This window comes from Amycolatopsis umgeniensis (genome assembly GCF_014205155.1).
Lineage (GTDB): Bacteria > Actinomycetota > Actinomycetes > Mycobacteriales > Pseudonocardiaceae > Amycolatopsis > Amycolatopsis umgeniensis.
The window spans coordinates 5,684,626-5,698,820 of the sequence record NZ_JACHMX010000001.1 but is presented as its reverse complement, the minus strand read 5'-3'; the positions used below and the strand labels follow the sequence as shown (position 1 = coordinate 5,698,820).

5 protein-coding genes are annotated in these 14,195 nt (G+C 66.7%); 3 read left to right on the top strand and 2 right to left on the bottom strand.

The annotated features are described in order from the left end of the window. Window positions 1-76 precede the first annotated feature (76 nt). From panB to pip, 3 genes are all read left to right on the top strand, one after another. Window positions 77-952: a 3-methyl-2-oxobutanoate hydroxymethyltransferase gene (panB, locus tag HDA45_RS27085; protein ID WP_184899931.1), complete on the top strand. Its 876-nt coding sequence runs from the start codon at window positions 77-79 to the stop codon at window positions 950-952. 392 nt (window positions 953-1,344) lie between these two features. Beyond that, window positions 1,345-2,319 (top strand): right-handed parallel beta-helix repeat-containing protein, encoded by a 975-nt coding sequence (locus tag HDA45_RS27080; RefSeq protein ID WP_184899928.1) that lies wholly within the window; start codon window positions 1,345-1,347, stop codon window positions 2,317-2,319. Between the two features lie 89 nt (window positions 2,320-2,408). Next, entirely contained in the window at window positions 2,409-3,368 is a 960-nt protein-coding gene (pip, locus tag HDA45_RS27075; protein WP_184899927.1) for a prolyl aminopeptidase, read from the top strand. Window positions 3,369-3,761: 393 nt separating this feature from the next. Here pip and HDA45_RS27070 read toward each other — a convergent pair whose 3' ends face one another. Both HDA45_RS27070 and HDA45_RS27065 read right to left on the bottom strand, forming a co-directional pair. Continuing rightward, window positions 3,762-4,229, bottom strand: a complete 468-nt coding sequence (locus tag HDA45_RS27070; protein ID WP_184899924.1) for an SUKH-3 domain-containing protein — start codon at window positions 4,227-4,229, stop codon at window positions 3,762-3,764. 6 nt (window positions 4,230-4,235) lie between these two features. Beyond that, window positions 4,236-13,790, bottom strand: coding sequence for a polymorphic toxin-type HINT domain-containing protein (locus HDA45_RS27065; protein ID WP_184899922.1), 9,555 nt, complete (start codon window positions 13,788-13,790; stop codon window positions 4,236-4,238). Window positions 13,791-14,195 lie beyond the last annotated feature (405 nt).

Genomic DNA, 14,195 nt, shown 5'->3' with positions numbered 1-14,195 from the left:
TGTCACGCTTTGACTTGTTCCAGCTCCACGACCCGGGGACCTCTTCGAGGCCTCGAGGGAAGGACGGTCGACAAGGATGTCTGCCACCGAGAAGGATTCGGGAGAACTCGCCGCCCCCTACGGGACCGGCGCCGCGCCCCAGGCCACGTCTGGGAAGAAAATCCGCGTACATCACCTTCGCGACATGAAGGAGCGCGGCGAAGCCTGGCCGATGCTCACCGCCTACGACATGTACACCGCCGCGCTGTTCGACGAGGCGGGCATTCCCGTGCTGCTCGTCGGGGATTCCGCGGCGAACAACGTCTTCGGCTACGACACGTCACTTCCGGTGACCGTGGACGAGCTGCTTCCCCTGGTCCGCGCGGTGACCCGCTCGGTGAAGCGGGCGCTGGTCGTGGCCGACCTGCCGTTCGGCTCGTACCAGCTCTCGCCGCAACAAGCGCTGGAGACGGCGGTGCGATTCATGAAGGAAGGCCGCGCGCACGCGGTGAAACTCGAAGGCGGGCGGAAGTTCGCGCCCCACGTCGAGGCGCTGACCTCGGCCGGTGTCCCCGTGATGGGACATATCGGATTCACCCCGCAGAGTGAACACAATCTGGGCGGCTACCGGGTCCAGGGCCGCGGCGAAGCGGCCGACGCGCTGCTCGCCGACGCGCTCGCCCTGGAGGAGGCCGGCGCCTTCGCGGTCGTCATGGAGATGGTGCCCGCCGAAGCGGCGAAGCGGATCACGCACGAGCTGAAGATCCCGACCGTCGGCATCGGCGCGGGCCCGGACTGCGACGCGCAGGTGCTCGTCTGGCAGGACATGGCCGGGCTCCGGCGCGGCAAGACTCCTCGCTTCGTCAAGAAGTACGCCGATCTCGCCGGTGTGCTGGCCGGGGCCGCGACGGCGTTCGCGGAGGACGTCCGGCGGGGCGAGTTCCCGGCTTCGGAGCACTCGTTCCACGACTGACCCACCTCTGACCCGCAGAAAGAGAGCAAGGGACCTTTGCTATCACTCCCACTGGGGAGGGCAATAGCAAAGGTCCCTTGCTCTCTCCGGCCGCGTGATCGTGTGGATTTCAGGACATCTAACGTCCCAAAATCCACACAGTCACTACGCGGAGTACGGGCTGTGTGGAAATAGGGACACTCAACGTCCCTATTTCCACACACCCCCTCCCGCGGCCCGCGATAGCAAAGGTCCCCCGCTCTCCCAGGGCGGTCCGGGGGCGTCGACCCTTCTTTAGTTGTTCACGTATATGAACTTCAATCATGTCCTTGACTCACGTTCGGAAGGGGGCTTAACGTCTAGCCCGTCGCCGCCACGACCGAGCTTCGATCCCTCGACGAGGAGGACTACGGATGCGTGTTCGTGAGCGGGTTCTGGCCATCGCGACCGGTGCCGCCCTGCTGTCGACCCTGGCGGCGTACCCCGCGCAGGCCGCGACGGTCCGTGTAGGGACTTCGGAGCAGCTGACGGCGGCGCTCGCTTCGGTCACACCCGGCACCATCATCGAGCTCGCGGCCAATACGACCTTCTCGGGCAACTTCAAGGCGGCGAAGAGTGGCACCTCCGGCAGCCGGATCACGCTGAAGGGTCCGCGAAGCACGGTCATCAAGGCCTCGGCCGGACGCACGCTCGAGCTCACCGGCAGTTACTGGAACCTGACCGGCTTCACCCTCACCGGTGGCCAGAAGGGCCTGATGGCGACGGGCGTCAAGAACACCGTCGTCGACAGCATCAAGGTCGCCGCCGTCGGTCACGAAGGCATCCACTTCCAGTACACGAGTACCGACAACGTCGTGAAGAACTCCGAGGTGACCGACACCGGCCGCGAGTACGCGGGCTACGGCGAGGGCATCTACTTCGGTTCCGCGAAGGGCAACTGGCCCGGCGGCACACCCGACCGCAGCGATCGCAACAAGGCGCTGAACAACAAGATCGGCCCGAACGTGCGGGCCGAGTCGATCGACATCAAGGAAGGCACCACCGGCGGTGAACTGCGCGGCAACGTCTTCGACGGAGCCGGGCAGAGCGGCGAGCACTTCGCCGACAGCTGGGTGGATATGAAAGGCAACAACTACGTGGTCGCGGACAACCGGGGCAACAAGGTCTTCGTGCACGACGCGACCTACGGCGGCTTCGAGGTCCATGTCCAGCTGGACGGCTGGGGCCGCGACAACACCTTCTCCGGCAACACCGCGGACGTGCGGTCCAGTTACGCGAACGGCTTCTATCTCGTGAAGGCCGCTACGGGGAACAAGATCTGCGCGAGCAACAAGGTGACCGGTGCCGGGAAGGGATTCGCGAACGTGGCCGCCACGACGGGCTGCTGACGCGACCGAAGACCGGGGGCCCGCTCAGCCCGGCGGCGGGGGCGGGCCCCCACCCTTCGTCCACCCGCAAATTCGGGCATGGTGTCCGTATGGACGATTTGTATCCGCCCATCCACATTCGCGCCGAGGGCATGCTCGACGTCGGCGACGGACACCGGATCTACTGCCAAGAGGCCGGGAACCCGGACGGCAAACCCGTGGTCGTCCTGCACGGAGGCCCTGGTAGCGGCATATCTCCCATGGCAAGGCGACATTTCGATCCCGATGCCTACCGGATCATCTTGTTCGACCAGCGCGGTGCCGGCCGCAGCACTCCGGCCATCGGCGAGCCGGACGTCGACCTGTCGGTCAACACCCTCTGGCACCTTGTCTCGGACATGGAAACTCTGCGCGAACGGCTGAATCTCGAACAATGGCAAGTCTTCGGCGGCTCTTGGGGAGCGACCCTCGCCCTCGCCTACGCCGAGACCCATCCGAGCCGCGTCACCGAGATCATCCTGCGCGGCGTCTTCACCGTCCGGCGTAGCGAACTCGACTGGATCTATGGCGGCGGCGCCGCGAATCTCTTCCCTCGCGAGTGGGAAGCCTTCCTCGCTCCGATTCCCGAAGAAGACCGCGGCGACCCGATGTCGGCCTACCGCGAACTCGTCTATCACCCCGATCAAGTGGTCCGGGAGCGTGCCGCGATCGCCTGGAGCACTTGGGAAGGAGCGATCGTCTGCCTGCGCCCGGATCCGGCTTTCCACAACCAGTACGCGTCGCCTGACTTCGCTGTCACCTTCGCGCGGCTCGCGCTGCACTACTTCTCTCACGGCGCGTGGCTCGACGACGGGCAGCTGATCCGGGAGGCCGGGAAGCTGTCGGGGATTCCCGGCGTGATCGTGCAGGGCCGGTATGACGCGGTGTGCCCGCCGGCGACGGCTTACGAGCTGCACCGGGCTTGGCCGGACTCGAAGCTGGAACTGGTGGAGGCGGCAGGGCATGCGGTGACGGATCCGGGGATGCTGGCGGCGCTTCGGGAAGCGACGGATTCCTTCCGGTCGAGGTGATCGAGTCTCCTGAGCCGAGGTGCCCACGCCTGCCAGGCAGCGAAATCTGGAACTCCCGCAAACGTCACGGTACCGCGAAGGCCCCGCCAGCCCAGCTGGGCGGAGCCTTCCTTCGCCCTCGTTATCCAGGCAATCGAGACAACATCCGCGCGAGTTCCTCTGGGAGCCCGAGCCATCGACGCCGTGGGGACGCCCGGCGACCATGACGACGATCCTGACGCCCCACCCACCACAGCCGTCGTCCGCTGACGTTGCCGTCAAATACCGCAGAGCCCTCATCGACATCTCCTGCCGATGAGGGCTCTTGTGCGGTTTTCAGGGTTCTGAATCCTCAGCCGAAAGGGTTTCGTTTCCGAAGAACCCAAGTTCATCAAAGGCTGCCGCGCATCCTTCTCACTGAAGCGTCCACTCACCCAATGAAATTGGGCGAATCCCAGCCCTCATCATCGAGAACATCGCATTGCAATCTTCCCCATATTGATAGACCGACGAATCGAACCCTGCATAGAACCTTCCGTCGCTTCCCGAGTACACGGTCAGATGGAAGCTGTCCACGCCAATCGGGAATAGAGCGGTGTCAGCCACCTCTGCGCATCGGTGAGCCACGTCTGCATCACGGGTGGTGCAGACCGCGGACGGATCAAAATTCGTCCAACTCGAGATCCTCTCCCCCGCGATGACGAGGGCCGGGAGATGGTCGATCCTTAGGCCAAGATATTCACCCAAGAACTTCCTTGCCTCCTCATGGCAGGCGAAACCGACACGCTCCAGACCCGCCACGATGGCATCCGTCTCACGGCGAAGCCCAGCCCCCTCCCAGCCACACGACCTGAGGAATTTCTCCAACTCCGACTCGCTCATTCTTTTTCACCTCGATAGGTCTGTCGCTCCACGCCGAACAAGAACACTCTGACAGGATAAGCACGCCGCTTCTGGGGCACCCGTGGCACTGCGAACGGTCAAGAACTCGATGTCACTCAACCGCAGCGAGCGCCCGGCTTGATCCTCAAAGTCGGCTCCATGTTCGGCGATTAGAGTATTGCAGGCCCGGATCTCGGCACAGTTATCGGCTCCGCGGCCGGCGATCTGCCCACCATCCGCGAGAACAGAATCAATCTCGGGCTCGAAATAGGCGGGGCGAGACGTATGACCAGAGTGACCTGTGGAAACCATATCCGTACCCCGGAACCGAGCTGCCGCGCTCATTGTGGCGTCCGCGGGCGCCGATTGCGCTGCTGCTCTAGCCTCACGTCCGCAGTTGTGCGTCAGGACAGGCGTCTGACCTGCGACGACGAAGTACGTGTGGTCCGTGTCGACGGTCAGGTTGTAGACCCGCCGGGTCTCCGACCAAGACCGCGTCCCCGTAACCGTGGCATCCCGGTGATCCCCGGTCTCGAGCCGATGCCCGGCCTTCAGATCAACAGCGTGAGACCACCGCTTCTCCGACTCGACCCAGAACGGATGCTCATCCGTCGCCACCAAGGACCCACGATCGGCACCACTCGCGACACCGACCTCGACCAACGTCCGCTGACTCGCATGCGAACGGGCATCCGTCACCACCCGGACAGCGGTACGCCCCGTCGTCGGATCCTTCGCCAGGACCTTGTCCCCGACCTTGACGTCCTTGATCGGCTTACGAGACCCGTCGCCCATCACCACCAGCGTGTTGGGATCGAAGCTGTTCCCCGTCTCGCACTTGCCCGCCGGGCTGCTCGACGACTCGTCGTGGTGTTTGCCCCGTCCCTTGTTCCGGCCGGCCAAACCACCCAACCCGGAAAGGATGTCGTCCGGCGAGCCGCCCGACTGAGCGATCTCCGACACCGCCGTCACGGTTTCGGCGACGTTCTGGACGACGTTCCCGTCCCCCACCACCTGCTTCTTGAAGAAGTCCGCGACCTGGCCCGCGTCCTGCACGTTCGCCTTGAACGACTGCACGATCCGAGCCGGCATCAGCGGTGACGACGACACCAGGTCCGTGCCCTTGAAGACCGGCTTCAACGCCGCCTTCAACGTCGGGATCGGGTTCCGCTTCGCCGTCTTCTCCGCGGCGCCCCGAGCGGCGGCAGCGGCGGCCTTCTTCTTCGCCAGGATCGCCGCGGCTCGCCGGGCCGCGGCCGCGGCCGCTGCGGCGGCTGCCTTGCGGGCGGCGGCGACAGCGGAAGCCTTGCGTGCGGCGGAAGCGGCTGCGTCACCGGCGGTTCGACGGGCCGCGCCCGCGACGTCGTCGCCATAACGGCGACCGAGGTCGATGGCGTCGTCGGCGTACCGACCGGCCCGGCGTCCGCCGCCGATGAAGTCACCGGCCTTACGGGCCCACTTCGCGGCTGTCGCGGCGTTGCCACCGAACGGGATGGCGCCCGCGGCGGACCACGCGGCGTTCTCCCAGTCGCCTTCCACCGCGTAGATCGCGGCGTTGGCCAGGTCGGCGATCTCACCGATGCCGGGGATCATGCCCGCCACGTCCAGCGCGGTGTGCACGATGCCGCCCGCCTTGTCCCACAGGTCGCTGAACCAGCCGTGACCGTCGGGATCGAAGAAGTTCAGCGGTGAGCCGAGCACGTAGGAGTACCGGTTCGCGCTGATCGACGGCGAGAACGGCAGCTCGATGCTGTCGCGGGAGGCGAAGGTGCCGGAACCCGGCTGGTACCACCGCGCGCCCATGTTGACGTTCCCGTTGTCGGGATCCGTCCAGTCGCCTTGGAAGCCGACCGACCGCTGCGCCCCGGTCGTCGCGATCCGCTTGCCGTACGGGTCGTACGCCGTCGAATCGACGACGCCACCGGAGGCGGGTGCCAGCGCACCGACGACGTCGCCGTGCCGGTCGGAAAGCGTGAGCCGGGAATCGGATCCCTGCGAGAGCGAAAGCAAGCCGCCGTCGGGACCGCGACCGAAGCGGGAAACGCCGTCGCTGGCCGCGTCCCTTTCCATGCCCGCGTAGGAGAACTGCTGTCCACCGCGGGTGGCGAGCCGGTCGAAGTCGTCGTAGGTGTACTCGGTCGAGCCGAACTTCACGAGCCTGTCGAAGCCGTCGAAGGAGTACTTCTCCTCCAGCCCCGCGGAGGTGCGTGAAGCCAGCGAACCGCGCGGCGTGTACGCGTAGGTGTAGTCGCCGTCCGCGAGGACGCGGTTCCGCTCGTCGTAGCCGGCGGCCTTTTCACCGGCCTTGACCCTGTTCCCGGAGTCGTCCCAGCCGTACTCGGTCGCCTTGCCCGCCGGATCGGTCCACGAGAGCATCCGGCCCTGGTAGTCGTACGAGTAACTGTTCTGACCGGAACCGGCCAGCCCCGTGGTGCCCTTCGTCTTGACCCGGTCGTTCGGGTCGTAGGTGTAGGCGATCGACGAAAGAACCGAACCGTTGGCTTCCTTGAGGACATCGGACTTCGGCCGCGCGAGGTTGTCGTACTCGTAGGTCCGGACCCGGCCCGCGCCGTAGTCGACGGTCTTGACCTTCCCCGCCTCGTTGTAGCCGTAGGACAGCCGTCCGCCGGTCGCGCCGTCGGTGACGGAATCCAGACGCCCGTTGAGATAGCCGTAACCGGTGGTCCCGGCGGCGTCCGTGCGCTTGCTGAGACGCCCGGCGGTGTCGTACTCGAACGACGAGTTGCCGGAGGTGCCCGTGGCGGTCAGCAGACCACCTCGGTCGTTGTAGGTGTACCCGTTCTGGCCGGCCACCATCAGACGGCCGTCGGCGTCGTAGGCGCGCTCCTTGGTCTTCGTCGGGGCCTCCGCGCCCGAGCCGGACTCGGTGAGCATCCGGTTGAGAGCGTCGAAGGTCCGGTCCCGGGTCACGGCGCCGGGCGCGGTCAGACGCGTCGCGTTCCCCGCCGCGTCGTAGGACTGCGTCCAGGTCCGGTCCGCCGCCGCGGGATGCGCGGCGGTCGACGGTTCGATCACCGATTCCGGCAGGTTCAGGGTGTTGTAGGTGAACACCGTCTTGTTGGCCCGGCCGTCGGTGAACCTGGTGCGGTTCCCGGCCGCGTCGTATCCGAAGGACGTCGTGATCGACTTCCCCTCGGCGACGGGTTCGACCTGGCCCGAAAGCCGGTTCGCCGCGTCGTAGGAGAACGTCGTGACGCGCTTTTCCCAGTCCTCCGCCGTCTTCACGTTCCCGGCGAGGTCGTAGGTGAACTTGCGTTCCCGCAGCGGAGGCTGCGTTCCGGCCCAGCCCGCGTCGACGTCGAACTCGGACACCTGACGACCGGCCAGGTCGTAGTTGAGGCGCTTCGTGACGCCCGCGCCGTCGCTCACCCGGACCAGGCGGCCCTGCCGGTCGTAACCCCTTTGGGTCTTCACTCCCGCCGGGTCTTCCGCGGTGATCAACTGGTTCAGTTTGTCGTAGGTGCTCTTGCTCTTCTCCCCGGCGGGGTTCTCGACCAGGGTGACGTTGCCCGCGTCGTCGTGCCGGTACTTGGTGGTGTAGCTGGCCGGTTTCGGGAACCGCTCCACCGCGGTCGACGTGACCTTGCGGCCCAGTTCGTCGTACGTCGCCTCGACCCGGGCCCCGGTCGGCGAAGTCGCCGAAAGCGGGAGGCCGGTCATCGTGTACGAGTACTTCCACACGCCGCTCGCCGTACCGTCGGCCTTCGGATCCTGCCGCTCCAGCAGCCTTCCCAGCTGGTCGTACCGCAGCTCGGTGGTATGGGTCCGCGCGTCGATCTGCTTGATCACGCGCCCCACGCCGTCGTACCGGATCTCCTTGCTCGGGGTGATCGGCGCGGTGCCCCCGGGCGGTGTGTACGACGGCAGACTCGACTTGACCAGCCGGCCGAGCCGGTCGTACTCGGCCGCCGTGACCCGGCCGACCGGGTCCTTCGTATGCGTGACCGAGCCGAAGGTGTCGTACCCGGTGACCATGGTCGCCTGCGTGTCGGTGGCCGCGCCGCCGCCGGATTCGGTACGGACTCGCGGGCCGGTGGCACGGATGGGCCTCGCCAGCTCGTCGTAGTCCATCTTCGTGGTGAACGCGGGCAAGGGCACCTGTCCGAGATTGCCTCGGGGATCCGTCACGTCCGTCGGCATTCCGCGTTCGTCGTACCGCCAGCGCGTGATCAGGCGTTCCTGACCATTGTGGACGGTCTGCTCGATCCGCTTCCCGTTCGCGTCATAGACGAAATCCGTGGTTTCGGTGACGTTCGGCTGACCGGCCCCGACGTTCGAGGAGTACCCGGACTTCTCCGAGCGGACGACGTTGCCGGCGCGGTCGTAGGTGAACTGCGTACGCCGCTCAAGACCGCCAGAGTCCTCGTTCGTCACCGTGAGCCTGCTGACGGCGTCGTACTCGTAGGTCGTGGTCCTGTTGCCCGCGGTGGTCTGCTTGATCAGGTTCCCGGCGCCGTCGTAGCTGTTGTTCTCCAGCAGGACGTCGCGGACGTTCCCGGTGACCGGATCGCGATAGCCCTCCGCCACCACCTGCGCGATGAGATCGTTGGCGTAGTAGTGGTTCCGTGTCGCCCGGCCCATCGCGTCGACGTGCAGGATCTGCCTGCCCGATTCGTCGTACCGGAAGGATTCGAGCACCGTCGGCTTGGACGCGCCCGGATCCTGGTCTCCCTCGCCGTCCCCCGGCCTGCCGTCACCGTCGGCCGGGTCGGCCACTCCGCCGTGCCAGCCGTGCAGCCGGACCTCCGCGACCTCGTTCCTGGCTGTGTACGCGTACGACCTCTTCACACCGTTCGCGTCGATCGAGAACATCCGGTTGCCGAAGACGTCGAAGCCGTACCGGGTTTCCTTGCCTTCGGGGTTCACGACGTGGACGAGCCTGCCGCGATCGTCGTATCCCCGTGTCGTGACCCGGGCCCTGTCGCCGCCGATGAGGTCCGAGACCTCTTCCCGCTCGACGTTCCCGTCCTTGTCGTAGGACGTCACGGTCTTGGCCCGGTGCTTCACGCCGGTGACGGAGTTCGTGGTCTCCGGCCCGGTCTCCGCGATCACCCGGGAGAGCTCGTCGTACTCGTAGGTGGTCTTGACGCCGTCGGGATACGCGTCGGTGTAGACCGTGGCCGACGTCTTGCGCCCGCCGACGTCGTAGCCGAACCGGGTGCGCATTCCGGCCTGTTCCTGGATCTCGCCGAGATCACCCGAGCGGTAGTACCGGTAGATCGTGGTGTCGCCGAGCGCGCCCCGTGTCGTCAGCAGCAGGTCCGCCGGGACATTGAGGAGCGGGTTTTCGAGCGACGGCTCGGTGCCGTCGGTGTAGGTGTGCGTGACGGACCCGCCGTCGGGCATCTGCTGGTTGAGCAGATCTCCCTTGGCGCTGTAGAGGTACGTCGTCAGGTACCGGTCGTCGGTGGCGTTCGTCGACCTGCCGTCCCGGCTCCACGCGATCTTGTCGTTGGTCGGGTCGAGCGGGTTGCCCGTGTTGAGGAAGTACCCGAAGTACTCGGTCTGGCACCTCGAGGCCATCGTGCAGGTCCGCTTGCTGGTCACGTTGCCGCGTTTGTCGAAACCGAGGACGACCTCGTTGAGGTTCTCGGAAACGATGGTGCTCTGGTTGCCTTCGTCGTCGTAGGCGTAGCTGCGGATCCCGTAGCCCGCCTCGCCCGGCTGACCGGGGTTGTCCTCCGGCCGGACGCCGAGACCCAGCGGGGTGACCATCCGCACGATCCGGCCGCGGACCGGGTCGTAGTCGTAGGTGTGGTCGCGGTTCCCCGGATCCGTGAACTTCACGGTCCGGATCAGGTTGTTCTCCTCACCGGTGATCACCGGGGCGCCGAGTCTCCACACCCCGCCGTTGCGGTCGGTGTAGGTCTTCACCCGTTCGTTGACCGTGTCGTACTCGACCTCCGCGGCGACCCGGCCGCTGGGCAGCACGATCTTGCTCAGCCCTTCGGACGGCTGCGCCGCTTGGAAGTGCTCGCGGACCACGCTGTCGCTGAGCGGCTTGCTGTAGACGGCGATCTCGTCGATCGCGCCGGCGAAGTACCCGTGGTCGTTGGTGGGCTTCGCGGGCCAGTTGCCCGCGATGAACCCGGCCCCGGCGTAGACCTTGGTCTGGTTGCCGTGGTCGATCACGCCCTGCTTCGTCCCGGCCTGGACACCGTCCAGGTAGAGCCACTGCGTCGCCAGCGCCCCGGAAAGCACCACGTGGTGCCATTTCCCGTCGTTGACCGAAGCGGCGGTGCGGATCGGATTGGTCGTGCCGTCGGAGAACTGGCCGTACAGCTTGCCGTCCGTCCCGACATAGAGCGCCGGGGTGTAGGCGTTCTGGAGCGCGCCGGTGATCTCGTTCTGCTGGTAGCCCAGCAGGACACCGGAGCCGGTGGTCTTGAACCACAGCTCGACGGCGAGGTCCCTGCTCTTCTTGACCGAGCCGTCCTGCAACTGCAGCACCGAACTCGAACCGTTGAACGTCGCGGCGGTGTCGGCCGAGCCGGGCAGCGCGCCGGGGGCGCCGAGGACGACGTTCTTGTACTTCCCGTTGTCCTTGCCCCGGTTGAACGCCACCTGGCTGACGGCGGTGTCTCCGGTCGCGTCACCGAGCCGCCAGTACGCGTCGGGCGACGCGTCGTTCATGACGGTGCGGAACCTGGACTGGTCCGTGTACTGGTATTCGGTGGCGTTCCCCTGGGGGTCTTCGACCCGCCGCAGCCGGTTTCCTTCGTAGAAGTACTTCCAGTTCCGGATTTGCCCGTTGATCTCGGTGGCGAAGACGTGCGCGACCTTGCCGCCCTCGACCAGGAAGACGAGTTGCCGTTCGCTGGCCAGGTCGAGGACACGGGACAGGTTCGCCCCGTCCCACTGCACGATCGCGCCGCGCCCGACACCGTCGGTGTAGCCGGTCAGCCTGCCGGCCGTGTCGAACCGGTAGGTGGTCGCAGTCTTGTCGGTGAGCCGCCATCCACCGTCCGATGTGGACGCGAAGTCCGCAAAACGGCCTTGCGGAGGGGCGTAGGTGCCATCGGGGTTGAGACCGAAGCGCAGTTGCTGCCCGTCGGGATAGGTGACGAGGGCGTTCCCCGCGTAGTCGCGGGCCACCTTCATGTCGTACTTCGTCGCCCAGCCCGTGCCGAACCAATGGTCGCGCCGCGGGTCCAGCGAGTTGTACGTCCGGGTCACGCTCAGTTCGGGACCCGCTGTCGGCAGCTGGACGTCGACGGCGCTGGAGTAGTAGTTGCCCACCATCGGGTCGAAGTCGCGATCGGATCCGCTGTGCGGCGTCATCGCCATATGCGAGGTGATCGCGGGCTGGGGGACCGCGCTGAGGATCGCGCTGAACGGGAGCGGTTCGCTCTCGTTGGCACCGTCGAAGGCGAACGACCGCCAGAGATAGATCTTGTTCCAGAACAGTTTCTTGTCCGGCACCGTCCACGTGGGACTCGGCTGGTACGCGGAACTGAAGCAATCGACGGGGGTGTCGTCGTCGCCCTTGCGGCACACCTCGAACCGGTACTTCAAAGTGCTGCCGGGCGGCGGGTCGACGTCGATGCCGTTGGCCCACAGCTGCGGCGTCAGCGTCTGGACGGACGCGCCGTTGGGCGGGTACTGATGTTTGATGAACGGCGGCACGTCGTAGACGTCGAGCCCGATCCGGGCCGGTGCGACCTGGTGGTCGGTGAAGTAGTCGTCCGCTTTGCGGAACATGCTGAAGTCGAGCAGATAGCTGCCGACACCGATCGGCTTGATCTCGGCGTCGAGCGTCACGGACGCCCCTCGCGCCACGTCACCGGGGAGCTCGGCGGCCGGCTGGGAACCGAGCGGGTTCCCGTTCCGGTCGAAGACGCGGTAACCCAGCGCGAAATCGGCACGAGTCCACGCCTGCGCGCCGCGGTTGGTCACGGTGATCTTGACCTTGCCCGCGCTCGTGCGGGTGACCGGCGGTTCGGGCGTCGCGCGGTCGACGCGGTACTCGGCATTGTACGGCGAGTGCGTCACGTACAGCCGGGGCGGGTTCGCCGTACCGAAGCCGGTGAACCGCTTCCACGCGGCCGGATCGTTCGGGGCCTGCAGGGCGAGGCCGTGGTTCGCCGCACCACTCGCCCACTGCTGGACGAGGTTCCGGCCGTCGGCGCCGAGATCGACGAGTTCGTGCGCGGTCGGGCAGTTGGACCTGGTCGCCAGCGGGGCCATGTAGCCGTGCGAGAACACACCACCGCCGAGCGCGCCGCCGGTCGGCGGTGTCCCGGACGAACCCCAGTCCGCGGTGACCGGATGCACGGACATCGGGCGGGGTGTGCAGGAACCGGACCAGAAGTTGGTCAGCTGCAACTGGGCGCCGAAGATCCGGTTGTCCTTCAGATCCCCGCCGATGCCCCCGAAACGGAGATAGCTCGAGGCCGTTTTGCCGCCGCTGCGGCCGATCCGCAGTTCGTTCGCGTTGACGTGACGCCGACCGTTCTCCACCACCAGGTTTCCGGTGCTGACCGATTCCTTGACCACGGTGGGGTCGACCCGCACGGGATAAACCCGGGCCGGGTCGCGCAGCCACGCGGAATCCAGTTCCACGCGCAGGATCTGGCGGCCGTCACGGGACACGAGCCGATAGGTGACGCCGTAGGACGTCGCGGGCTCACCGCTTTCCTGACGGCTCGAGTCGAGCATGTACCCCGCCGGGACACGCAGGACCGCGGCGCCCGCCTGGTCGACGAAGACCACGGCGCCGTCGACGATCCTCGCTTCGAGGCCCTTCAGGTCGAGAGCGAACTCCCAGGCGTGAGGGGCGTCGGGGCGCTTGAGGACGAACCATTCCTTGGCCGCGCCGGCGGAGAACTCCACCTGCAGGTCGGCGTTCGGCAGGACGTCGGGGTAGCCGACGGTGCCGCCCTCCGCGCGTCCGGCCGAAGCCCGCGCCCCCAGCAGGGTGAAGGAGGCTTCCTGTCCGGCGCCCGGCTCGACCCGCATCGAGCCCGCCGTCTGCCCCAAGTGGACCTGGAGCGCGTCGCCCGCCTTGCGCCAGCCACCGGCCTCATCCGGCACCGGACGCGCGTCGATCGCGCCGTAGCCGCCCTCGGGCAGCTGATAGTTCAACGGATCCTGGCCGTACACCGTGGTCTGCGTGCCGTCGGGGTTGTCGTAGACGCTGCTGTGCGAGGTGCGCTGCCCCGGCAGTTCCCGGCTCGCCTTGTCGTCGAATCCGCGCACCTGGGTGGCGGGCGGCGGCACGACCTTGGCGCTGCTGTGCTTGTCCGCCGCGGGTTCGGGGAAGGTCAACGGCGGGTACTTCGACTGCAGCGAGGCGGCCGTCGCGCGGTTGATCGCGGGCGCGGTCGCGCTGTCGTGGGTCGGCCGATCCGGAACTCCCTCGGCGGTTCCCGATTGCTGCTCGGGCGCGTTGGCCACGGCGGCGGCGTCCGCGTCGCCGGAGGACGGGAATCGTTGCGACGCCACCGGCCCCAGCGTCGCGACCAGCGCGACGATCAGCAGCAAGGCGAGCGTCGCCCGGAGTCTTGCGCGCAGGACAGGTCCACGACGGATCCGCTTCATGATTTCCCCCCTTGGGATGCCCCCAGGGCAGCCCTCGGCTCCTTCAGAGCAGGTCGGCAAGTTGATATTGGTGGGACGAAGAGGCGTCCGGCAAGCCCCTTTCCCGAAATTGGGCCGAATGGCCGTGACCGTTTGAACATGACCCAATGGCCAAGTAGGCATCGAACGGGCGTTCGACATCAGGAATTGCCTGCCACATGCGATGATCTTCGTCACAGAACATCGTCGAATCACACTTATGGTCGAATGACGGCAGTTCGAGCAGCCGCTAGCGTCCGGCGTGCTTATAGCCAGAAGCGAGGGCGCTGGGGGCGGATCGTCGCGTCGCGTTACAGAATGGGCAACTCTGTCGCGGGGTCACATTTTTGTGCGTTTGTGAGCACTTTTCCGCACGTGGCACTCTCC